The following is a 22,379-nucleotide window of genomic DNA, read 5'->3' as shown; positions in this document are numbered from 1 at the left end:
AGAATGAGCCAGCAGGAACGCGAGCGGTTATATCTGTATGACACCACGCTGCGCGACGGGCAGCAGACGGCGGGGGTGCAGTTTTCGGTGGCCGAGAAGGTGGATATCGCCCGGGCGCTGGATGCGATCGGGGTCGATTACATCGAGGGTGGCTGGCCGGGGGCAAATCCGACGGACAGCGAGTTCTTTGCCGAACGGCCCCGCACGCGCGCGCGGTTCGCGGCCTTTGGCATGACGAAGCGGGCGGGGCGGTCGGCGGCGAATGACGAGGTTCTGGCCGCGGTGATGAATGCGGGGACCGAGGCGGTGTGCCTGGTCGGCAAGACGCATGACTATCATGTGACGGCGGCGCTCGGGATTTCGCTGGCGGAGAATGTCGAGAACATCCGCGCCTCGGTCGCGCATGTGGCGGCGGCGCGCGAGGCGCTGTTCGATGCCGAGCATTTCTTCGACGGCTACCGGGCCAATCCGGGCTATGCGCTCGAATGCCTGCGCGCGGCGCTGGAGGCCGGGGCACGCTGGATCGTGCTGTGCGACACCAATGGCGGCACGCTGCCGGGGGAGGTCGGGCGTGTGGTGACGGAGGTGATCGCGGCGGGGATTCCGGGGGCGCGTCTGGGCATCCATTGCCATGACGACACCGGCAATGCGGTGGCCTGTTCGCTGGCGGCGGTGGAGGCCGGGGTGCGGCAGGTGCAGGGCACGCTGAACGGGCTGGGCGAGCGGTGTGGCAATGCCAATCTGGTCACGCTGCTCCCGACCCTGCTGCTCAAGGAACCGTTCCGCAGCCGGTTCGAGACCGGGGTGACGGCGCAGGCGCTGCGCGGGCTGACGCGGCTGTCGCGACGGCTCGACGATATTCTGAACCGGGTGCCTGTGCGAAGCGCGCCTTATGTCGGGGCCTCGGCCTTCACGCATAAGGCGGGGCTGCATGCCTCGGCGATCCTGAAGGATCCGACGACCTATGAACATGTCCCGCCCGATCTGGTGGGGAACAGCCGGCTGATCCCGATGTCGAACCAGGCGGGGCTGTCGAACCTGCGGGCGCGGCTGGCGGCGATGGGAATTGCGGTCGATCCGAAGGATGCGCGGCTGGGTACGATCCTTGAGGAGATCAAGCTGCGCGAGGATCACGGTTATGCCTATGACGGCGCGCAGGCGAGCTTCGAGCTGCTGGCGCGGCGGGAATTGGGGCTGCTCCCTGCGTTTTTTGAGGTCGAGCGCTATCGGGTGACGGTGGAGCGGCGGCGCGATGCGCGGGGCCGGATGGGGCATCTGTCCGAGGCCGTGGTGGTGGTGAACATCGGCGGGCGACGGACGCTGAGCGTGTCGGAGGGGATCGTGCCGGATGGGTCGGACGGTGGGCCGGTCAATGCGCTGGCGAAGGCACTGGCGAAGGATCTGGGGCCGTATCAGCATTTCATCGACGATATGAAGCTGGTCGATTTCAAGGTCCGCATCACCCATGGCGGCACCGAGGCGGTGACCCGCGTCATCATCGACAGCGAGGATGGCGCCGGTCAGCGCTGGTCCACCGTCGGCGTTTCGGCGAATATCGTCGATGCCTCGTTCGAGGCGCTTCTGGATGCGATCAACTGGAAGCTGGCGCGCGACGGGGCGGCGCCGGTCGAGGTTGCGGCATGACGGTGGAGGTCTGCGCCGCGCGGGTCGAGGCCGGGGATCCGGACCGTTTCGCGGCGGTGATGGCGACTCCGGCGGCGCTGCGGGCGCGGCTCTGGCCGCTTTACGCGGTCAATCTGGAGATCGCGCGCGCACCCTGGGCTTCGGCGGAGCCGATGATCGCGGAGATGCGGCTGCAATGGTGGGTCGATGCGCTCGACGCGCTGGCGCAGGAGGGGCGGGAGCCCGCGCATGAGATCGGCGCCGCGATGGCGGTGCTGCGACCGGTCGCGCCCGCACTGGCGGGGATTGCCGAGGCGCGGCGGCGCGATTGCTGGCGCGAGCCGTTTGCGGATGCCGGGGCGCTGTGGGACTATCTCGACGGGACGTCGGGGGCGCTTTATGCGGCGGCGGGGGAGTTGCTGGGCACGCCCGCCGGGGCGCTGCGGGATTATGGCCGGGCGGCGGGGCTGGCGGCCTGGTTCCTCGCGGTGCCGGAGTTGGAAAGCCGTGGGGTCGCGCCGCTGCCCGGGGATCAGGCGGGACTGGCCGGAGAGGGGCTGGCGTTGCTGGATCGGTCCTGGCGTGCGCTGCCCCGTGCGGCACGGGCCGCGGCGCTGCCGGGATGGGAGGCGCGGCAGATCCTCGACCGTGCCCGCCGCACGCCGGAGAAGATCCGGGGCGGAGACCTGCGCGGATCTGAATTCTCTCGCCGTTTCAGCCTGTTGCGGGCGGTTTTTCAGGCGTGACATGAGCGGTAATCTGCGCCGGATTGGCGTATCAAACGGAGACCGGCGGGACAGATGGCCCAGAGCGTCACTTATATGAATGAAAACAAGGCGGCGCGGCTTTCCGTTGCGCCGATGATGGACTGGACGGATCGCAACTGCCGTCTGTTCCACCGGATGATCAGCCGCAACGCCCTGCTTTACACCGAGATGGTTACCGCCCCGGCGATCCTCCACGGGCCGCGCGGGCGGCTGCTGGACTACGACCCGCAGGAGCATCCCGTGGCGCTGCAACTGGGCGGGTCGGACCCCGGGGAACTGGCCGAGGCCACGCGGATCGCGCGCGATTGGGGCTATGACGAGATCAACCTCAACTGCGGCTGCCCGTCGGACCGGGTGCAGTCGGGCTGTTTCGGCGCGGTGCTGATGAAGACGCCGGATCTGGTCGCGCGCTGTGTCGAGGCGATGATCGCGGTGTCGGGTGCCGAGGTGACGGTGAAATGCCGCATCGGCGTGGATGATCAGGTGCCCGAAGAGGTGCTGCCCGCCTTTCTGCGCGTGATCCGGGAGGCGGGCATCCGCCGGGTGACGATCCATGCCCGCAAGGCGTGGCTACAGGGGCTGAGCCCGAAGGACAACCGCGAGATCCCGCCCTTGGACTATCCGCTGGTGCGGGCGATGAAGGCGGAGTTCCCGGATCTGCATATCTCGATCAACGGCGGGGTGGGCAGTCTGGATCAGGCGGTGGATCTGCTGGCCTCGGGGCTCGACGGGGTGATGGTCGGGCGTGCGGCCTATCATGAGCCGATGAACATCCTTGGCGCGGCGGATGCGCGGATCTGGGCGCAGGGCGATCCGGTCGATCCCTTCGCCGTGGCCGAAGCGATGAGGCCGCATATCGCCGTGCATCTGGCGCAGGGCGGGCGGCTGCATCAGGTCACGCGGCATATGCTGGGCCTGTTCCATGGGCGGCCGGGGGCGCGGGGCTGGCGGCGCGTGCTCTCCGAAGGGGCGACCCGACCGGGCGCGGGACTTGCGCTTTACGATCAGGCACTTGCAGAGCTTACTTGATTCCGAGCGCCTTGGCTTCGTCCCAAAGCGCATCCATTTCGGCCAGATCGCTTTGCGCCGGGCTGCGGCCCCGCGCGGCCAGCGCCTGTTCGATATGGCCGAAACGGCGGGTGAATTTGGCATTGGCCGCGCGCAGCGCCGCCTCCGGATCCACGCCCATATGGCGGCCAAGGTTGACCATCACGAACAGCAGGTCGCCATATTCCTCGGCGATCTCGGCGGGGCCAAGGCGATCCTGCGCCTCTTCCAGTTCCTCCGCCTCCTCGGTGATCTTCGCCAGAACCTCGCGCGAGGAGGGCCAGTCGAACCCCACCCGCGCTGCGCGGTTTTGCAGTTTCAGCGCCCGGGTCAGCGCGGGCAGGCCAAGCGCCACCCCGTCCAGCACGCCCGCAGACCGTTCCGCGGCCTTGATCCGCTCCCAATCGGCGACCTGTTGCGCGGCGCTCTTGTCGCGGTTCTCATCGCCGAAGACATGCGGATGGCGGTGGATCATCTTCGCGCAGATTGCGCGCAGCACATCGGCCAGGTCGAACATCCCGCCCTCCGCCGCCATCTGCGCGTGATAGACCACCTGAAACGCCAGATCGCCCAACTCGCCGGGCAGTTCGTCCCAGGCCTGCCGTTCGATCGCATCGGCGACCTCATGCGCTTCTTCGATCGTATAGGGCGCGATCGAGGCGAAATCCTGTTCGATGTCCCAGGGGCAGCCGGTTTTCGGGTCGCGCAGGCAGGCCATGATGGCCTGAAGCCGCAACATCTGCGCCCCGGCATCGCCCGAATCGTCAAACAGCATCGGATTCGCCATTTCTGCCCCCTTGCTCCGCCCCCCGTTTCGGGGCCAAGTCTGTGTAACCCTACCCGAACAACAGAGTCCATCATGCCCGTCCTGAACCGCATCGCCGCCTTTGCCCCGGAAATGACCGAATGGCGGCGATGGCTGCACCGGCATCCGGAACTGGAATTCGACCTGCCGCAGACCTCGGCCTTCGTCGCGGCGCGGCTGCGGGAGTTCGGCGTGGACGAGGTGCATGAGGGGATCGCGCGGTCGGGGATCGTCGCGCTGATCCGGGGGCGGGCACCGGGGCCGGTGATCGGGCTGCGTTCGGACATGGATGCGCTGCCGGTCGGAGAACTGACGGGCAAGGTGTATGCCTCGGAAACGCCCGGGCGGATGCACGCCTGCGGCCATGACGGCCATATGGCGATGCTGCTGGGCGCGGCGAAATACCTGGCGGAGACGCGCAATTTCGCGGGCACCGTGGCGCTGATCTTTCAGCCCGCCGAGGAAGAGGGCGGCGGCGGCGAGGTGATGGTGCGCGAGGGCATCATGGAACGCTTCGGCATTTCGCAGGTCTTCGGGATGCACAACGCGCCGAACCTGCCGCTTGGTCATTTCCAGACCGGGCCGGGGCCGGTGATGGCGGCGGTGGACAGCGCATGGGTCACGGTGACGGGCAAGGGTGGGCATGGCGCGACGCCGCAGGTCTGCGTCGATCCGGTGGTGGCGATCGTGGGCATGGTGCAGGCGTTGCAGACGATCGTCAGCCGCAATGTCTCGGCGGTCGATCAGCTGGTGGTCTCGGTGACGGAGATCCACGCCGGATCGGCGAACAACATCATTCCCGAAAGCGGTTGGTTCGGGGCGACGATCCGCACCTTCGATCCGGAGATCCGCGACCTGGCCGAGGAGCGCTTCCGCGCCATCATCGCCGGGCAGGCGGCGGCCTATGGGGTGGAGGTGGGCCTGCGCTATGAGCGCGGCTATCCGCCCACGGTGAACGATCCCGCGAAGGCCGCCTTCGCCGCCGAGGTCGCGCGCGAAGTGTCCGGCCCGGCGGCGGTGGTGGACGATGTAGGGCGCGACATGGGGGCGGAGGATTTCTCCTATATGCTGGAGGCCCGCCCCGGCGCCTTCCTGTTCCTGGGCATCGGCCCGGGGGAGGGGCTGCACCATCCGGCCTATGATTTCAACGACGAGGCCGCGCCGGTGGGGGCGAGCTTCTTCGCCCGGCTGGTGGAACGCGCCCTGCCGCTCTGACGCATGCGTGAGCGGCCCCATCGCGCCTTGCCATCACGGGGGGGCGCGATTAGGGTGCGCGCCGACAATCCGGGGGCATTTCCCCCCAAAAGGCCCCAATAGAGAGGACCATTCAATGTTCGTGACCCCCGCATTCGCACAAGACGCCGGTGGCGCAGCTTCGGGCATGGCCGCCTTCGGTCAGTTCCTGCCGCTGATCCTGATCTTCGTCATCATGTATTTCCTGCTGATCCGTCCGCAGCAGAAGAAGCTGAAGGAACACCGCACGATGGTCGAGGCGCTGCGCCGGGGCGACCAGATCGTCACCCAGGGCGGCATCATCGGCAAGGTCACCAATGTGAAGGAAAGCGGCGAACTGGAAGTGGAAATCGCGACGGGCGTGAAGGTGCGCGTGGTGAAGTCCTCGGTCACGCAGGTGCTGTCGAAGACCGAACCGGCGGCCTCGGCCGAATAAGAAAGTTCCCCCGCCATGCAGCATTTTCCGGTCTGGAAGCGCGTTCTCATCCTGCTGACCTGCGTGGTCGGGCTGGGGCTCGGGGCGCCGAACCTGTTCTACAAGCGGGTGGAGGCGCATAACGATGCCGTCACCGTGCTGGAACGCGACAACGCGCTGACGTCGGAACAGGCGGAGGCGATGGCGGGGTGGCCGTCGTGGCTGCCGTCGGGGTTGGTGAACCTCGGGCTCGACCTGCGCGGCGGCGCGCATCTGCTGGCCGAAGTGCATCTGTCCGAGGTCTACAAGGCGCGGATGGACAGCCTCTGGCCGGAGCTGCGCAAGGCGCTGGCCGATCAGCGCGCGGTGATCGGTTCGATCCGCCGCCTGCCCTCTCCGCCCGATGTGCTGAAGGTGCAGATCGGCGAGGCGTCGCAGATCGCCAAGGCGGTCGAAGTTGCGAAGGCGCTGGCGCGGCCGGTGATGTCTGTGACCGGCGTCGGGCAGAACGATCTGGAGATCACCGGCACGGGCGATACGCTCACCGTGCGGCTGTCCGCGCCCGAACAGGCCGCGACCGATGACCGCACCATGCAGCAATCGCTGGAGATCGTGCGCCGCCGCGTCGATGCGGCGGGCACGCGCGAGCCCACGATCATGCGGCAGGGCGTGGACCGGATCCTGATCGAGGTGCCGGGCATCGGGTCTGCGGCGGAGCTGAAGGCGCTGATCGGCACCACGGCGAAGCTGGCTTTCCATCAGGTCGTCGGGCGCGCGACCACGGCGGATCAGCGGCCGGGCGCGGGGCAGGAGATCCTGCCCGATGCGAATGACCGCAACACGTTCTACATTCTTGATACCCTGCCCGTGGTCACCGGCGACGAACTGACCGATGCGCGGCCCGAGACGGACCAGAACGGCATGCCCGCCGTCGGCTTCCGCTTCAACGCGACCGGCGCGCGGACCTTTGGCGACTATACCGCGAACCATATCGGCGAGCCCTTCGCCATCGTGCTCGACGGCAAGGTGATCTCGGCCCCGGTGATCCAGACCCATATCGCGGGCGGTTCGGGCATCATCACCGGCCGCTTCACGGTGCAGGAGGCGACGGACCTTGCGCTGCTCCTGCGCGCGGGGGCGCTGCCGGCGGGGATGACCTTCCTCGAAGAACGCACCATCGGGCCGGAACTCGGCGCGGATTCGATCCGGGCGGGGATGATCGCCTCGGTCATCGGCTTCACCGCGGTGGTCGTGTTCATGGTGGCCTCCTACGGCATGTTCGGGGCACTCGCTTCGGTCGCCCTGGCGGTGAACATCATCTTCATCATCGCCTTCATGTCGCTGATCGGCGCCACGCTGACGATGCCCGGCATCGCGGGGATCGTGCTGACGATGGGCACGGCGGTCGATGCGAACGTGCTGATCTTCGAGCGGGTGCGCGAGGAATTGCGCCGCGGCATGGCGCCCGTCCGGGCGTTCGACATCGGCTATGACAAGGCGATGTCGGCGATTGTCGATGCCAACGTCACCCATTTCATGGTCGGCGTGATCCTGTTCGTGCTGGGCGCGGGCCCGGTGCGGGGCTTCGCCGTGACCCTGCTGATCGGGATCGTGGCCTCGATCTTCACCGCGCTGTGGCTGGTGCGGCTGATGATTGCCGAATGGTATGCTTGGCGGCGTCCGAAAACGATCGTGGTGTGAGGAGCGACTGCAATGGCTTTCCGTCTGAAACTCGTTCCCACCCATACCGAATGGGACTTCTTTAGGCATCAGTGGCTGACCTTCTGGCTGGCGCTGATCCTGACCGTGATCTCGGCCTTCTCGCTGTTCTGGCCGGGGCTCAGCTTCGGCATCGACTTCAAGGGCGGCACCACGATCCGCACGGAATCGACGGAGCCCCTGCGGATCGACGCCTATCGGGGCGCGCTCGAAGGGCTGCATCTGGGCGATGTGCTGATCTCCGAAGTGTTCGACCCCTCGTTCCGCGCCGATCAGCATGTGGCCTCGATCCGGATCCAGGCGCAGCAGGACGGCGCGGCGGCGATGGACGAAACCGGCATCGGCCGCGTGACCGAGGCGCTGAAGACCGTGGATCCCGATGTGCGCGTGGTCTCCACCGAATCCGTCGGGCCGAAGGTCTCGGGCGAGCTGATCTGGACCGCGGTCTGGTCGGCGGTGGCGACGATCCTGTGCATCATGGTTTATATCTGGATCCGGTTTGAATGGCAGTTCGCGCTCGGCACCGTGGTGGGGCTGCTGCACGACCTGTTCCTGACGATCGGTGTCTTCGTTCTGTTCCGGATCAAGTTCGACCTGTCGATCGTGGCCGCGCTGCTGACGATCCTCAGCTATTCGGTCAATGACAAGGTGGTGGTCTTCGACCGGCTGCGCGAGAACCTGACCAAGTTCAAGACGATGCCTCTGCGCGACGTGATGAACCTCTCGGTGAACGAAACCCTGTCGCGCACCGTGGCGACCAGCATGACCACGCTGCTGGCGCTGGTTCCGCTCTTGATCTGGGGCGGCGACGTGATCCGGGGCTTTGTCTTCGCGATGGTCTGGGGCGTGTTTGTCGGCACCTATTCGTCGATCTTCATCTCGAAGAACATCGTGCTGATGCTGGGCGTCAACCGGGACAAGAAGAAGGTCGATCCCTCGGCCAAGCTGTTCGGTGACAAGGTAGAGGTGCCCGATGCCGATCAACCCCGCTGAATTCGGCGCGGCCCTGCCGGTGGACGGCTACGGGCCGGGGTTCTTCCGCATCGGCGGCGCGGTGTATCGCGGCGGGATCGTGATCCATGCCGGGGGGGTCTCGCCCTGGGGCGGGTATGACGATATCGCTCCGCTGCTGGGGCTGGCGGATCTGCTGTTCGTCGGCACCGGGGCGGAGATCGCCTTCCTGCCCAAGCCCTTCGTCGCGCGGCTGGAGGCCGGGGGAGTGATGTGCGAACCGATGTCCACGCCTTCGGCGGCGCGCACCTATAACGTGCTGCTGTCCGAAGGGCGCCTCGTTGCCGCCGCGCTCCTGCCGATGCCGGGCTGATGGCGGGGCTGCTGAACGTCCGGGATCTGACCGTGAGCCGGGGCGGGCTGCCGGTGCTGGAGGGGGTGGGCTTCGCGCTCGCGCCCGGGCAGGCGCTGGTGTTGCGCGGGCCGAACGGGATCGGCAAGACCACGCTTCTGCGCACGCTGGCCGGGCTGCAACCGCCGCTGGCCGGGCAGGTGGAGGCGGATCCCGACAGCATCGCCTATGCCGCCCATGCCGATGGCCTGAAGGGTGCGCTGAGCGTGACGGAGAACCTGCGGTTCTGGGCTTCGGTCCATGGCGGGCAGATTGGCGCGGCGCTGAGCCGGATGAACCTTGATGCGCTGGCGGGGCGGGCGGCGGCGAGCCTTTCGGCCGGGCAGAAGCGGCGGCTGGGTCTGGCGCGGCTGCTGGTGACGGGGCGGCCGGTCTGGGTGCTGGACGAACCGACGGTTTCTCTCGATGCGGCTTCGGTCGCGCTGTTTGGCGAGGCGGTTCGCGCGCATCTTGCGGGCGGCGGAGCGGCGGTGATCGCCACCCATATCGACCTCGGCCTGCCCGAGGCGCGGGTGCTCGACCTGACACCCTACAAGGCCCGCCCGCCGAAGGGCGCGCTGGCGGGCGGGTTCGATGAGGTCTTCGCATGATCGCCCTGCTGCTGCGCGACCTGAAACTGGCGGTGCGGGCGGGGGGCGGCTTCGGCCTCGGGCTGGCGTTCTTCCTGATCATGGTGACGCTGGTACCCTTCGGCGTCGGGCCGGAGGGAGGGGTGCTGGCGCGAATCGCGCCGGGGATCCTGTGGCTTGGCGCGCTGCTCGCCTGCCTGCTCTCGCTCGACCGGATCTTCGCGCTGGATTTCGAGGATGGCTCGCTCGACCTGCTCGCCACCGCGCCGATCCCGATGGAGGGTGTGGTCACGGTCAAGGCGCTGGCGCATTGGATCACCACGGGCCTGCCGCTGGTGGTGGCGGCGCCAGTGCTGGCGGTGCTGCTGCATCTGCCGCAGGGGGCCTATCCGTGGCTGGTGCTGTCGCTGGCGCTTGGCACGCCCGCGCTGTCGGTGCTGGGCACCTTCGGCGCGGCGCTGACGGTGGGGCTGCGGCGGGGCGGGCTGCTCTTGTCGCTCCTCGTGCTGCCGCTCTATGTGCCGACGCTGATCTTCGGCGCGGAACTGGTGCGGCGCGGCGCCGGGGGGATGGCGGTTCAGGTGCCGCTGATGATGCTGGGCGGAATCACGGCGGCGGCGATCGCCGTTGTGCCCTTCGCCTCTGCCGCGGCGATCCGCGTGAATCTGCGGCAATCTTGACCCGGGTCAAATCGCCCGGCGAATGATACCTATATCCGAATTGTGTCATAGCCAGCCAAAGGGTAGCAACACCACATGTCGATCTGGGAATATGCCAACCCTGTGAAATTCATGAAGACCTCGGGGCTGATCCTGCCCTGGGCCACGGGGCTGGCGGTGGTGAGCCTGGCCGTCGGGCTGTTCTGGGGCTTCTTCCTGACACCGGAGGCGGAGAATTTCGGCTCCTCCGTCAAGGTGATCTACGTCCATGTGCCCGCCGCGATGATGGCGATCAACATCTGGGCGATGATGCTGGTGACCTCGCTGATCTGGCTGATCCGGCGCCACCATGTCTCGGCGTTGGCGGCAAAGGCGGCGGCGCCGATCGGCGCGGTGATGACGCTGGCGGCGCTGATCACCGGGGCGGTCTGGGGCCAGCCGATGTGGGGGACGTGGTGGGAATGGGATCCGCGGCTGACGTCGTTCCTGATCCTGTTCCTGTTCTACCTCGGTTACATGGCGCTGTGGTCGGCGATCGACAATCCGGATACGGCGGCGGATCTGACCTCGGTGCTGTGCCTCGTCGGTTCGGTCTTTGCCGTGCTGAGCCGGTACGCGGTGAATTTCTGGAACCAGGGCCTGCATCAGGGCGCGACGCTCAGCCTCGACAAGGCCGAACATATCGCAGATGTGTATTGGTTCCCGTTGCTGTTCTGCCTTGCCGGGTTCATCCTGTTCTTCGTGGCGCTGGTGCTGCTGCGGACACGGACGGAAATCCGGCTGCGGCGGATCAAGGCGCTGGAGCAAAGGGAGCGGATGGCATGATGCCGGAACTGGGCAAATATGCGGTGACGGTGCTGGTCGCCTGGGGCGCGACGATCGGGCTGATGGCGGCGCTGGTGGCGGTGTCGGTCTGGCGCGGCGGGCAGGTGAAACGCGCGCTGGCGGCGCAGGAAGCACGGATGCGCCGGAATGGTTAAGCCGCTCGTCCTTCTGCCGCCGCTCGCTTTCGTCGCGATGGCGGGGCTGTTCTGGTGGGGCATGCAGCGGCAGGATCCGTCGCAGCTGCCCTCGGCCTTTGCGGGCAAACCGGCGCCGGCGGTGCAGTTGCAGGTGCTGGGTGACAATGTGCCCTTCACCGATGCCGACCTGCGGGATGGGCAGATCAAGCTGGTGAACTACTGGGCATCGTGGTGCGCGCCCTGCCGGGTGGAGCATCCGCAGCTCGAATTGCTCGCCGATGACGGGGTGGCGATCTATGGCGTGAACTACAAGGACGACCCCGAGAAGGCGACCGGCTTCCTGAACGAGATGGGCAATCCCTTCGCCAAGGCCGGGGCCGATCCGCAAGGCCGGATGGCGACGGATTGGGGCGTCTATGGCGTGCCCGAGACCTTCGTGATCGACGGCGACGGCAGGGTTCTGTTCCGTTTTGCCGGGCCGTTGACGCAAGAGGTGGTGACCAATCAGATCGAACCGCTTCTGGCCGGTCCGGGCGAGTGATCAGCGCCGGACCTTCTCGACCCGCGCCCAGTCGGGCCAGAGGCCGAGATGTTCGATCCCGACGATGAGCAGCGCCACCGCCAGCACCACGGCCCCGATCATCACCTGCCGTTTCGAGGGCGGATGACGCGCCCATTTCGCCATCCGCAGAAGCCAGGTCAGGTTCATTTTTCGTCGGTGAAGGCGACGGTGCCGATGAAGGGCAGGTTGCGGTGGTTCTGCGCGAAATCGAGCCCGTAGCCGACGACGAATTTGTCGGGGATCTCGAATCCGGTCCAGGTGGCGTTCGCCGGCACTTCGCGGCGTGTGGGCTTGTCGAGCATCGCGCAGCATTCGATCCGCCGGGGCCCGCGGGCGCGCAGGATGTCCATCACCTTTGAAATCGTGTGGCCGGTATCGACGATATCCTCGACCACCAGCACGTCGCGCCCGCCGATATTGCCGCGCAGATCCTTCAGGATGCGCACCTCGCGCGAGGAATTGACGTCATTGCCGTAGCTGGACGCTTCGAGGAAATCGACCTCGCAGGGGACCGAGATTTCCCGGATCAGATCGGCGATGAACACGAAGGAGCCGCGCAGCAGCCCCACCACCACCAGCCGGTCGGTGCCCGCGAAGCTGCGCGAGATTTCCTCGCCCAACTGTTCGACCCGGGCCGCGATCCGCTTGGCGGAGATCATCTGGCTGATTTCATAGGGACGTCCATCGACGGAGCATGGCATCGGGGTTCCTCCGGGCTTGCATTTCCCTTCCGCTTTAGCGCAACAAGGGGGGGATGCAAACGGGCAGAAGCGGGGGACGGATGCCAAGGCACAGCGAAAAGCGGGTCATGCCCTACAGCGCGGGGCAGATGTTCGACCTGGTGGCCGATGTGGCGAAATATCCGCAGTTCCTGCCGTGGAACTCCGCCGCGCGGATCCGGTCGCGCAAGCCGGGGCCGGAGCCGGGCAGCGAGGTGCTGGAGGCCGATCTGGTGATCTCGTTCAAGGTGTTCCGGGAACGCTTCGGCTCGCGCGTGACGCTGTTTCCGATGATCCACCGGGTGGATACCGAATATCTGGACGGGCCGTTCAAATACCTGAAAAGCTGGTGGCAGTTCACCGACCGGCCCGAAGGCGGCTGCGATGTCGAATTCTTCGTGGATTTCGAGTTTCGCAACGCGATCCTTCAGGGGGTGATCGGCGTGGTCTTCGATCAGGCGATGAAGAAGATCGTGAAGGCGTTCGAGGACCGGGCACAGGTGCTTTACGGCTGAAGCGCGCGGGCGAGCAGCGCAAGCGCATGATCGCGCGACGCCGCGCGGACATTGGCGCGGCCGAGGGCGCCGAATTCCACCGTTTCGGTGACGGTCTGCGCGCCCTTCACCGCCAGCCCGAAGCAGACCCTTCCCTCGGGCTTGAACTCCGACCCGCCGGGGCCTGCGATGCCGGTGATGGACACCGCCAGATGGGTGTCCGAATGGGCCAGCGCGCCCTCGGCCATCTCGTGCGCGACCTGTTCGGAAACGGCGCCATGGGCGGCGAGGGTTTCGGCCCGCACGCCGATCATCTGTTGCTTCGCCAGGTTGGAATAGGTGACGAAGCCGCGCTCGAACACGTCCGAACTGCCCGGAATGTCGGTCAGCGCGGCGGCGACCATGCCGCCGGTGCAGCTTTCGGCGGTGGCGATGCGCCAGCCCCGGGCGCGCGCGGCGGCGAGGAGTTCGGCACTCATCGCCCCAGCACCCCGTGATAGACCCCGGCCAGCGCGACCGAGACCAGCGCGGCGAAGAGGCCCGCGAAGAGATCGTCGATCATCACCCAATGCGGGCCGTGCTTGCGGTCGGCCCAGCCGACGAGCCAGGGTTTCCAGATGTCGAACAGGCGGAACAGCACGAGCGGCGCGAGCCAGGCGGGCCAGGGCAGGGTGCCCACCCCCGCATGCCACAGGCCGAAGGAGGTCGCGCTGAAGGCGAGGAACTGCCCCGCCACTTCGTCGATCACCACTTCGGACGGGTCGTCCGAGCCAAGCCCCGGGATGAAGGCCGCGCAGGCCCAGAAGCCGAGCGCGGTGACCAGCACCGTTGCGGCAGCGACGAGCGGGAAGCCCCCCCACAGATGCAGCCCGGAGGCCAGCGCGATCGCGGCGAGCGAGGCCCATGTCCCCGACGCCGGGCGCAGATAGCCGAGGCCAAAGACGGTTGCGGTGATCTGGCTGGCGGACATGGGGGCCTCTAGTCGGAAATCAGGGTGACGGTGGCGATCGCGGCAATGCCTTCTTCGCGTCCGGTAAAGCCGAGCCGCTCCGATGTCGTAGCCTTGACCGAAACGCGCCCGGGGTCCAGCCCCATGATGCGCGCCAGCGTTTCGCCCATGCTCAGCGCATGCGGCCCGATCTTCGGCCGCTCGCAGATCAGCGTGACGTCACAGTTCGACAGCCGGTAGCCCTTCATTCCCGCGAGCTTCACCGCATGGTCGAGGAAGATCCACGAGGCCGCGCCCTTCCATTGCGGATCCGACGGCGGGAAATGCCGCCCGATGTCGCCCTCGGCCAGCGCGCCATAGATCGCATCGGTCAGCGCGTGCATCCCCACATCGGCATCGGAATGGCCCAGAAGGCCCTTCGTATGCGGCACTTTCACGCCGCAGAGCATGACGTGATCGCCCTCGGTGAAAGCGTGGACGTCATAGCCATTGCCGGTGCGGATATCCATTTTCGTCCTCTCTCGCAGGATCGCTTCAGCGCGGGCGAAATCCGCGGCGAAGGTGATTTTCAGATTGTCTTCGTGGCCCGGCACGATGCGCACGGCCATATCCGCCGCGCGGGCGACCTCGACGTCATCCGCCGCGCCGCCGGGATGGGCGCGGTGGGCGGCCAGAATATCCGGAAGGCGAAAGCCCTGCGGGGTCTGCGCGCGCCACAGGCCGGTGCGGTCCTGCGTGCCGGTCACCGTTTCGGTGCCACGCCACAGCGCATCGGTGACGGCAAGGGCCGGGGCCGCTGCCGGGGTGCTGTCGAGTGCCGCCAGAACATCGCGGATCACCTGCGCAGGCACCAGCGGCCGCGCGCCGTCATGGATCAGCACCCGGGTGACATCCGACCCCTCAAGGCAATCGAGCGCCGCCCGCACCGAAGCATCCCGCGTCGCCCCGCCCGCCACCAGCGTCACCGTGCCGCCGAACAGCGCCTGCCCACGGGCCATATCCTCGGGGTGCAGCACCAGCACGATGCGGCCCGTGCCGCGGAAGGCATCAACCGTATGGGCCAGCACCGGACGCCCTGCCAGCGGGCGCCACTGCTTCGGCTCTCCCCCGCCCGCCCGGGTTCCGCGCCCTGCCGCAACAATGATCACCGCGACCGTCATCTGCCCTCCACAGTTCTTCGGAAGGACTTAGGCCATGCAGATGCGGCGCGCAATCTTCGCCAGTGCCGCATGGAACCGCCGTTGGAGATTAAAAATTGTGCATGTGCCGATTTTTGCCGCCGTTAACCCTTCGCCGGAATTGAGATTCTTAAAACGAGGGGCTAGCTGGGGAGAAACAATATCGGAAAAGCTGGTGACGATCGGTCTGGATTCATTGCGGCTCAACCCGCCGGTGCTGTTGGCACCGATGGCGGGAATCACCGACCTTCCGTTCCGCCGGATCGTCGCGCGCTTCGGTGCGGGGTTGGTGGTGTCGGAGATGGTGGCCTCGGGAGAGATGCTGACGGCGAAACCCTCGGTGCGGGCAAAGGCGCGCACGGAGCTGGGGCTCGACCTGCCGTGTTCGGTGCAGCTCGCCGGGCGGGAGGCCGCGCCGATGGCGGAGGCGGCGAAGATCGTGGCCGGGATGGGCGCGCGGATCATCGACATCAATATGGGCTGCCCGGCGAAGAAGGTGACGGGCGGCTATTCCGGCGCGGCGCTGATGCGCGATCCGGACCATGCGCTGCGGCTGATCGAGGCGGTGACGGGTGCGGTCGAGGTTCCGGTGACGCTGAAGATGCGGCTGGGCTGGGATGCCGATTGCCTGAACGCCCCCGAGATCGCGCGGCGGGCCGAGGCGGCGGGGGTGCGGATGATCGTGATCCACGGCCGCACCCGGATGCAGTTCTATCAGGGCGAGGCCGACTGGGCCGCAATTCGTGCTGTGCGCGAGGCGGTTTCGGTGCCGGTCATCGCGAATGGCGACATTACGGATGCCACCACCGCGCGGCAGGCGCTGGACCAGAGCGGCGCGGCGGGGGTGATGATCGGGCGTGGCGCGCAGGGGGCGCCCTGGCGGCTGGCGGCGATCGCGCACAGGCTTTACGGCACGCCCGCGCCGGTGCGTGGCCCGCTCGCCGATCTGGTGGCCGAGCATTACGAGGCGATCCTGTCCTTCTATGGCGCGGAACTGGGGCTGCGCCTCGCGCGCAAGCATCTGGGCTGGTATGCCGATGCCGCGGGCGCCCCGCTCCGGGCCGAAATGATGGTTTCGACGACGCCGCAGGCCACCCTTGGCCTGATCCGCGCCGCCTTTGGCGAAAGGATGGCCGCATGAACCTGCCCGCTCCCGGCATCATCTGGAGTTCGCTCCCCACGCCCGCGCTGCTGATCGACGGCGAGGATCGGGTGCTGGAGATCAACCCGGCGGCCGAAGCCTTCCTCAACCTGTCCTCGAAGATGCTGAAGGGGCATTCGGTGCTGGAGCGGCTGGTGATTTCGGCGCCGCTTGAGGAAATCTTCGTGCGGGTGCGCACCAACCGTTCGGCGCTGTTCGTCAACGATGTCGATGTGACGACCGGAGAAAAGGCGCCGGTGCAGTGCAACCTTCAGGCCGCGCCGCTGGGCGACGATCCGCAGGCGGTGCTGCTGCTGATCCTGCCGCGCGAACTGGCGGATCGGCTGGGCCGGGCGAGCATGGTGAAATCGGCGGCGCGCTCGGCGATCGGCATGGCCGAGATGCTGGCGCATGAGATCAAGAACCCGCTGGCGGGCATCGCCGGGGCTGCGCAGCTGCTGTCGATGAACCTTGAGGGCGACGATCTGGAACTGACCGACCTGATCGTTGATGAAACCCGGCGGATCGTCAAACTGCTGGAACAGGTCGAACAGTTCGGCAATGTCCGTCCACCGGAAAAGCGCCCCGTCAACCTGCACGATGTGCTGGATCGGGCGCGGAAATCGGCGATGTTCGGCTTTGGCTCGCATATGGTGATTGTCGAGGATTACGACCCATCGCTGCCGCCGACGCTGGGCGATGCGGATCAGCTGACGCAGGTGTTTCTGAACCTGCTCAAGAACGCCTCCGAGGCGTCGAAGGGCGCGGAGGGCACGATCCGCATCCATACCTTCTACGATTATTCGCTGCGCCTGCGCCGGGCGGATGGCAAGGGCCAGGCGCTGCCGCTTCAGGTCGAGATCATCGACAACGGCCCGGGCATCCCGCCCGACATCGCCGCCTCGATCTTCGAGCCCTTCGTTTCCGGACGCGAAAACGGCACCGGCCTCGGCCTGGCCCTCGTGTCCAAGATCATCTCGGACCATGACGGCTGGGTCAGCGTGGACTCCGTGCCCGGGCGCACCGTGTTCCGCATATCCCTGCCTGTCGCCCCCAAGGAGAAATGACCGATGGACGGCACCGTTCTTGTTGCTGACGACGATCGCACGATCCGCACCGTGCTGACCCAGGCGCTGACCCGCGCGGGCTGCAAGGTCCATGCCACCGCCTCGCTGATGACGCTGATGCGATGGGTGGAGGAGGGGAAGGGCGATCTGGTGATCTCGGATGTCATCATGCCCGATGGCAACGGGCTGGAGGCGCTGCCCCGCATCGCGCAGATCCGGCCGGGCCTGCCGGTCATCGTGATTTCCGCGCAGAACACGATCATGACGGCGATCCAGGCGGCGGAGGCCGATGCCTTCGACTATCTGCCGAAGCCTTTTGACCTGCCCGACCTGATGAAACGCGCGGCGCGCGCGCTGGAGCAGAAGCGCAAGGCGCAGGTGACGCCGAAGGTGATCGAGCCGCGCACCGAGGGCACCGACCTGCCGCTGGTCGGGCGCACGGCGGCGATGCAGGCGCTCTACCGGCTGGTGGCGCGGGTGATGAATGCCGACCTGCCGGTGCTGATCCTGGGCGAGAGCGGCACCGGGAAATCACTGATCGCGCGGGCGATCCATGACTTTTCGGACCGCCGGACGCTGCCTTTCGTGGTCGCTCAGGCGGCGGATCTTCAGGGCGCCGAGGGGCCTTCGGCGCTGCTGGCGAAGGCGAAGGGCGGGTCTCTGGTTTTCGATGAGGTCGGCGATTACGACGATGAAACACAGGGCCGGATCGTGCGGATGCTGGATGCGCTCCCGGACCCGGCACCGCGGATCATGGCGACGACGCAGGTCGATCTGTCCGGCCTGATGGAGGGCGGCAAATTCCGGCAGGATCTGTTCTATCGGCTCGGGGGTGTCACGCTCGCGGTGCCCGCGCTGCGCGAGCGGGTCGAGGATATTCCGCTGCTGGCCGATCATTTCCTGACGCGCTCGGAGCGGGACGGTCTGGGCACGCGGCGGTTCTCGGGCGAGGCGATGACGCTGGTGCGGGCCTATGCCTGGCCGGGCAATGTGCGGCAGCTGGAAAACACCGTGCGGCGGCTGGTGGTGACCTCTTCCGAGGAGGAGATCACCCGCGCCGAGGTCGAATTCGTGCTGGGCAATCAACCGGCGATCGAACCGCTGCGTTCGGGCGGCGAGGGGGAGAAGCTCTCGGCTTCGATCGCGCGGCACCTGCGGCGGTATTTCGACCTGCATGGCGGCAACCTGCCCGCGCCGGGGCTTTATGACCGGATCCTGAAGGAAATGGAGGGCCCGCTGATCGAGATCGCGCTGGACGCGACGGGCGGCAATCAGGCCAAATGTGCCGATCTGCTCGGGATCAACCGCAATACCTTGCGCAAAAAGATTACCGATCTGGATATTCAGGTGACACGCCGCCGCAAGCTGATGTAAAACGGCCACAGGCTCCTGTTGCCGATGCGTCGCATCGGCGGCGGGGCGAGTGACCGGGGGCAGGATTGACAACAGCGGTTCAGCGCAGCGCCGGGGACAGATGGGCCCGGCTACGGCGGCAGCGCCAGTTGCAGAACGTCCTGACCATCGGGCTGACGGTGCTGGGGCCGGTGCTGGCGCTGGCGACCTTCGTGGTTCTGGGGCCGCTGGCGCAGGGCGCGGAATCGGCGGCGCTGCGGCTGGTGCTGCTGGCCGATTTCATCTATTTCCTGCTGCTCGCCGGTCTGATCATGATGCGGCTGTTGCAGATGCTGGCGGCGCGGCGGGCGCGGGCCTCGGGGTCGCGGCTGGCGCTGCGGCTGACCGGGCTGTTCGCCGGGATCGCACTGGTGCCCACGGTTCTGGTCGCGCTGTTCGCGGGGCTGACGCTGAATATCGGGCTGGAGGGGTGGTTCTCGGACCGGGTGCGCTCGGTGCTGGAAACCTCGCTTCAGGCCGCCGAAGCCTATCAGGACGAACACCGCCGCGATCTGGTGCAGGATGCCGATGCGCTGGCGGGGTTCCTGAACCAGCAGCGGCAGGCGGCGATCTTCATGGAAGATGGCGAGTTGCGCGAGCTTCTGGTGGCGGGTCAGACCCGGATCCAGCGCGGCCTGAAGGAAGCCTATGTCATCGACGGCACCGGCCAGATCGTCTCGCGCGGCGAACGCAGCTATCTGTTCGATTTTGAAACGCCCTCGCCGGAGCGGATCGTTCAGGCGCAGAAGGGCGGAACCGTCCTGATCGAGGACTGGCCGAATTCGGAACTGCGCGCGCTGGTGCGGCTGGATGCCTTCGTGGACCGCTATCTGTATGTGTCGCGCAAGGTCGACGGCCAGATCCTGTCGCTGCTCGACAACACGCGCGAGACGGTTCAGCTTTACCGGCAGCTTGAACAGGCGCGGGGTCGGATGCTGTTCGAGTTCGGGCTGATCTATGTCGGCTTCGCGCTGATCCTGATCCTGGCGGCGGTCTGGGTCGGGCTGTGGTTCGCGGAGCGGCTGTCGCGGCCGATCGGGCGGCTGGCCTCGGCGGCGGAGCGGGTGGGCGAGGGTGACCTCGACGTGCAGGTGATCCAGGAGCCGGGCGACGACGAGATCGCCACGATGGGATCGGTGTTCAACCGGATGACCCGGCAGTTGAAAGGCCAGCGCGAGGCGCTGGTGGCGTCGAACGAGCTGACCGAGGAGCGGCGGCGGCTGTTCGATTCCGTGCTGTCCTCGGTGACCTCGGGGGTGATCGGGCTGGATGCCGAGGGGCGGGTCGATTTCCTCAACCGGTCGGCGGTGCGGCTGCTGGCGCTGCCCGAGGACACGCAGGGCCGCATGCTGAGCGATGTCGTTCCGGAATTTGGCGGCCTTTTCCTGCGGTTGCGGGACAGTATTCAGACGGTGGTTCAGGAGGAAACCCGCATTTCGCGGGGCGGGCGGCTAGAAAGCCTTCTGGTGCGGATGGCGGAGCGACATTCGGATGCGGGCGACCGCGAGGGCTTCGTGGTGGCCTTCGATGATGTGACGGAACTGGTCTCCGCGCAGCGGATGGCGGCCTGGGGCGATGTGGCGCGGCGCATCGCGCATGAGATCAAGAACCCGCTGACACCGATCCAGCTTTCGGCCGAGCGGATCAAGCGGAAATATTCCAGGCTGGTCGTTGGCGAGGATCTGGAAACGCTGGAGCAGCTGACCGGGGTGATCGTGCGGCAGACCAACGACCTGCGCCGGATCGTCGATGAATTCTCGCGTTTCGCCCGGATGCCGGAGCCCGACCGGCGCGACCATGACATCGTGCGGCTGACCCGCGATGCGGTGCTGTTGCAGGAAGGCGCGCTGCATGGCGCGCGGCTGGTGGCGGACCTGCCGGTCGAGCCGGTGATCGTGGAACTGGATGCCACGATGATTTCGCAGGCGTTGACGAACCTGATCAAGAACGCCGGAGAAGCGATTGAATCCCTGCACGAAAAGGGCATGCCGGATGGCTGGATGCCAGAGGTCCGGGTGGGCATGGATGTCGCCCCGGACGCGGTGACGATCCGGATCGCCGACAACGGCATCGGCCTGCCGGAGGACCGCGCGCGGCTGTTCGAGCCCTATGTCACCACGCGCGCCAAGGGCACCGGCCTGGGCCTGCCGATCGTCAAGAAGATCATCGAGGAGCACGGGGGCACGCTGACCCTGACCGATGCGCCTCCCTTCACCGCCGGGGCGCCTTCGGGCGCGCTGGCCGAAATCCGACTGCCGCGGGCCCGGGCGGGCCAGCGGGCCATCAAGGACAGTGCGAACCATGAGTGACATTCTGATCGTCGACGACGAAAAGGACATCCGCGAGCTGATCGCCGACATCCTGAAGGATGAGGGCTACAAGACGCGGCTCGCGGCCAATTCCGACGACTGCATGGAGAGCATCAACGCCGAGGCGCCGGCGCTGATGATCCTCGACATCTGGCTGAAGGACAGCCGGATGGACGGGATCGACATCCTGAAGACGGTGAAGCGCGACAATCCGGACATCCCGATCATCATCATCTCGGGGCACGGCAATATCGAGATCGCGGTCGCGGCGATCAAGCAGGGGGCCTATGACTTCATCGAAAAGCCCTTCAACATCGACCAGTTGATGGTGGTGATCAGCCGGGCGATGGAGACGGCGCGGCTCAGGCGCGAAAATTCCACCCTGCGGCGGCGCGACCTGCATACCGGCGAGATGCTGGGCAATTCGGCGGCGTTCCGCAAGCTGAAGGACCAGCTCGACAAGGTGACGAAATCGAACGGCCGGGTGATGCTGTCGGGCGAGCCCGGTTCGGGCAAGGAAACCGCCGCGCGGTTCATCCATCAGCATTCCAACCGCGCGACGGCGCCCTTCGTGACGGTGAATTCCGCCTCGATCGCCGCCGACCGGATGGAGGAGGTGCTGTTCGGGCGCGAGACCGCCGAGCGCGGCACCGAGAAGGGGTTGCTGGAACAGGCCCACGGCGGGGTGATCTACTTTGACGAAGTGGCCGAGATGCCGATGGGCACGCAGTCGAAGATCCTGCGGGTGCTGACCGAGCAGCAGTTCACCCGTGTCGGCGGCAGCGACAAGGTGCGGGTGGACCTGCGGGTGATTTCCTCGACCACGCGGGAGCTGGCGGCCGAAATCGCGGCGGGGCGGTTCCGGCAGGAATTGTATGACCGGCTGAACGTGGTGCCGATCGCGGTGCCCGCGCTTTCCGAACGGCGCGAGGACGTGCCGCTGTTGGCCGCGCATTTCATCGAGATCTTCAACCGCACGCAGGGCCTGCCGCTGCGCGAACTGTCCGAAGAGGCGACGGCGGCGCTCCAGACGATGGACTGGCCGGGCAACATCCGGCAGTTGCGCAATGTCATCGAGCGGATCCTGATCCTGGGCGAGGGCACCGGCCCGATCGAGGCGCGCGAACTGCCGGGCGATGCGGCGCCGTCGGAGGAGGGGCGGATCGTGCTGGGCGGGCAACTGGCGACGCTGCCGCTGCGCGAGGCGCGGGAACTGTTCGAGCGCGAATACCTGCTGACGCAGATCAACCGCTTCGGCGGCAATATCTCGCGCACCGCGAATTTCGTCGGCATGGAGCGTTCGGCGCTGCACCGCAAGCTGAAATCGCTGGGCGTGGTGACCACCTCGAAATCCGGCGGGCGGATCGCCCATCTGGAAGATGAGGATCTGGACGAAGAGGTCTGAG

25 protein-coding genes are annotated in these 22,379 nt (G+C 67.0%); 19 read left to right on the top strand and 6 right to left on the bottom strand.

Annotated features, from left to right (window positions below; translation table 11 throughout):
* Nucleotides 1-3: 3 nt before the first annotated feature.
* The 3 genes from cimA to dusA are packed head-to-tail and all read left to right on the top strand — an operon-like array spanning nt 4 to nt 3,419.
* Entirely contained in the window at nt 4-1,644 is a 1,641-nt protein-coding gene (cimA, locus tag QM789_RS12415; RefSeq protein ID WP_420352204.1) for a citramalate synthase, read from the top strand.
* Complete coding sequence (locus QM789_RS12410; protein WP_420352203.1) at nt 1,641-2,369, top strand: squalene/phytoene synthase family protein; 729 nt, start codon at nt 1,641-1,643, stop codon at nt 2,367-2,369. Before cimA ends, QM789_RS12410 begins: the two co-directional genes overlap by 4 nt.
* A gap of 54 nt (nt 2,370-2,423) precedes the next feature.
* Complete coding sequence (gene dusA / locus QM789_RS12405; protein ID WP_420352202.1) at nt 2,424-3,419, top strand: tRNA dihydrouridine(20/20a) synthase DusA; 996 nt, start codon at nt 2,424-2,426, stop codon at nt 3,417-3,419.
* On the opposite strand, the gene mazG is transcribed toward dusA, so the two are convergent.
* Entirely contained in the window at nt 3,412-4,224 is an 813-nt protein-coding gene (gene mazG / locus QM789_RS12400) for a nucleoside triphosphate pyrophosphohydrolase (protein ID WP_420352201.1), read from the bottom strand. The genes dusA and mazG overlap by 8 nt on opposite strands.
* A 72-nt stretch (nt 4,225-4,296) precedes the next feature.
* On the opposite strand from mazG, the gene QM789_RS12395 reads away from it, so the two are divergent.
* From QM789_RS12395 to QM789_RS12350, 10 genes are all read left to right on the top strand, one after another.
* Nucleotides 4,297-5,457, top strand: coding sequence for a M20 aminoacylase family protein (locus tag QM789_RS12395; RefSeq protein ID WP_420352200.1), 1,161 nt, complete (start codon nt 4,297-4,299; stop codon nt 5,455-5,457).
* Nucleotides 5,458-5,572: 115 nt separating this feature from the next.
* Entirely contained in the window at nt 5,573-5,911 is a 339-nt protein-coding gene (gene yajC, locus QM789_RS12390; RefSeq protein WP_420352199.1) for a preprotein translocase subunit YajC, read from the top strand.
* 15 nt (nt 5,912-5,926) lie between these two features.
* Nucleotides 5,927-7,591 (top strand): protein translocase subunit SecD, encoded by a 1,665-nt coding sequence (secD, locus tag QM789_RS12385; RefSeq protein WP_420352198.1) that lies wholly within the window; start codon nt 5,927-5,929, stop codon nt 7,589-7,591.
* 12 nt (nt 7,592-7,603) lie between these two features.
* Nucleotides 7,604-8,602 (top strand): protein translocase subunit SecF, encoded by a 999-nt coding sequence (secF, locus tag QM789_RS12380; RefSeq protein ID WP_420352197.1) that lies wholly within the window; start codon nt 7,604-7,606, stop codon nt 8,600-8,602.
* The gene (locus QM789_RS12375; protein WP_420352196.1) at nt 8,583-8,933 is read left to right on the top strand and encodes an Mth938-like domain-containing protein; all 351 of its coding nucleotides are present in this window, start codon (nt 8,583-8,585) and stop codon (nt 8,931-8,933) included. Before secF ends, QM789_RS12375 begins: the two co-directional genes overlap by 20 nt.
* The gene (ccmA, locus tag QM789_RS12370; protein ID WP_420352195.1) at nt 8,933-9,562 is read left to right on the top strand and encodes a heme ABC exporter ATP-binding protein CcmA; all 630 of its coding nucleotides are present in this window, start codon (nt 8,933-8,935) and stop codon (nt 9,560-9,562) included. The genes QM789_RS12375 and ccmA overlap by 1 nt, the downstream gene beginning before the upstream one ends.
* Nucleotides 9,559-10,221, top strand: a complete 663-nt coding sequence (ccmB, locus tag QM789_RS12365) for a heme exporter protein CcmB (RefSeq protein WP_420352194.1) — start codon at nt 9,559-9,561, stop codon at nt 10,219-10,221. The genes ccmA and ccmB overlap by 4 nt, the downstream gene beginning before the upstream one ends.
* Nucleotides 10,222-10,296: 75 nt before the next feature.
* Entirely contained in the window at nt 10,297-11,025 is a 729-nt protein-coding gene (locus QM789_RS12360; RefSeq protein ID WP_420352193.1) for a heme ABC transporter permease, read from the top strand.
* Entirely contained in the window at nt 11,022-11,180 is a 159-nt protein-coding gene (gene ccmD, locus QM789_RS12355; protein WP_420352192.1) for a heme exporter protein CcmD, read from the top strand. The genes QM789_RS12360 and ccmD overlap by 4 nt, the downstream gene beginning before the upstream one ends.
* The gene (locus QM789_RS12350) at nt 11,173-11,703 is read left to right on the top strand and encodes a DsbE family thiol:disulfide interchange protein (RefSeq protein ID WP_420352191.1); all 531 of its coding nucleotides are present in this window, start codon (nt 11,173-11,175) and stop codon (nt 11,701-11,703) included. The genes ccmD and QM789_RS12350 overlap by 8 nt, the downstream gene beginning before the upstream one ends.
* Here the strand turns inward: QM789_RS12350 and QM789_RS12345 are convergent, their stop codons facing one another.
* Together QM789_RS12345 and hpt are read right to left on the bottom strand one after the other, a co-directional pair.
* Nucleotides 11,704-11,871 carry a hypothetical protein gene (locus QM789_RS12345; RefSeq protein ID WP_420352190.1) on the bottom strand — a complete coding sequence of 56 codons (168 nt, stop codon included), beginning with the start codon at nt 11,869-11,871 and terminating at the stop codon, nt 11,704-11,706.
* A complete protein-coding gene (gene hpt / locus QM789_RS12340; protein ID WP_420352189.1) occupies nt 11,868-12,425 on the bottom strand; it encodes a hypoxanthine phosphoribosyltransferase in 558 nt (185 codons plus the stop codon). The genes QM789_RS12345 and hpt overlap by 4 nt, the downstream gene beginning before the upstream one ends.
* Before the next feature lie 80 nt (nt 12,426-12,505).
* Here hpt and QM789_RS12335 point away from each other — a divergent pair, with 80 nt between their 5' ends.
* Entirely contained in the window at nt 12,506-12,958 is a 453-nt protein-coding gene (locus QM789_RS12335; protein ID WP_420352188.1) for a type II toxin-antitoxin system RatA family toxin, read from the top strand.
* Here QM789_RS12335 and QM789_RS12330 read toward each other — a convergent pair.
* Genes QM789_RS12330 through QM789_RS12320 form a run of 3 tightly spaced genes read right to left on the bottom strand, consistent with a single transcriptional unit; the run spans nt 12,949 to nt 15,046 of the window.
* The gene (locus tag QM789_RS12330) at nt 12,949-13,416 is read right to left on the bottom strand and encodes a CinA family protein (RefSeq protein ID WP_420352187.1); all 468 of its coding nucleotides are present in this window, start codon (nt 13,414-13,416) and stop codon (nt 12,949-12,951) included. The genes QM789_RS12335 and QM789_RS12330 overlap by 10 nt on opposite strands.
* Complete coding sequence (locus QM789_RS12325; RefSeq protein ID WP_420352186.1) at nt 13,413-13,907, bottom strand: phosphatidylglycerophosphatase A; 495 nt, start codon at nt 13,905-13,907, stop codon at nt 13,413-13,415. The genes QM789_RS12330 and QM789_RS12325 overlap by 4 nt, the downstream gene beginning before the upstream one ends.
* 8 nt (nt 13,908-13,915) lie before the next feature.
* Nucleotides 13,916-15,046: a bifunctional 2-C-methyl-D-erythritol 4-phosphate cytidylyltransferase/2-C-methyl-D-erythritol 2,4-cyclodiphosphate synthase gene (locus QM789_RS12320; RefSeq protein WP_420352185.1), complete on the bottom strand. Its 1,131-nt coding sequence runs from the start codon at nt 15,044-15,046 to the stop codon at nt 13,916-13,918.
* Between the two features lie 247 nt (nt 15,047-15,293).
* On the opposite strand from QM789_RS12320, the gene dusB reads away from it, so the two are divergent.
* The 5 genes from dusB (at nt 15,294) to QM789_RS12295 (ending at nt 22,378) form a co-directional block, all read left to right on the top strand.
* Nucleotides 15,294-16,205, top strand: a complete 912-nt coding sequence (dusB, locus tag QM789_RS12315) for a tRNA dihydrouridine synthase DusB (RefSeq protein ID WP_420353306.1) — start codon at nt 15,294-15,296, stop codon at nt 16,203-16,205.
* Nucleotides 16,202-17,272 (top strand): two-component system sensor histidine kinase NtrB, encoded by a 1,071-nt coding sequence (locus QM789_RS12310; RefSeq protein WP_420352184.1) that lies wholly within the window; start codon nt 16,202-16,204, stop codon nt 17,270-17,272. The genes dusB and QM789_RS12310 overlap by 4 nt, the downstream gene beginning before the upstream one ends.
* 3 nt (nt 17,273-17,275) lie before the next feature.
* Complete coding sequence (locus tag QM789_RS12305; protein WP_420352183.1) at nt 17,276-18,646, top strand: response regulator; 1,371 nt, start codon at nt 17,276-17,278, stop codon at nt 18,644-18,646.
* Between the two features lie 65 nt (nt 18,647-18,711).
* Nucleotides 18,712-20,973, top strand: coding sequence for an ATP-binding protein (locus tag QM789_RS12300; RefSeq protein WP_420352182.1), 2,262 nt, complete (start codon nt 18,712-18,714; stop codon nt 20,971-20,973).
* Nucleotides 20,966-22,378 carry a sigma-54-dependent transcriptional regulator gene (locus tag QM789_RS12295; RefSeq protein ID WP_420352181.1) on the top strand — a complete coding sequence of 471 codons (1,413 nt, stop codon included), beginning with the start codon at nt 20,966-20,968 and terminating at the stop codon, nt 22,376-22,378. The genes QM789_RS12300 and QM789_RS12295 overlap by 8 nt, the downstream gene beginning before the upstream one ends.
* The last annotated feature ends 1 nt before the right edge of the window (nt 22,379 follow it).

Origin of the sequence: Paenirhodobacter sp. (genome assembly GCF_047600745.1) — a bacterium.
GTDB lineage: Bacteria > Pseudomonadota > Alphaproteobacteria > Rhodobacterales > Rhodobacteraceae > Rhodobacter.
This window is presented reverse-complemented; position numbering and strand designations above follow the sequence as displayed.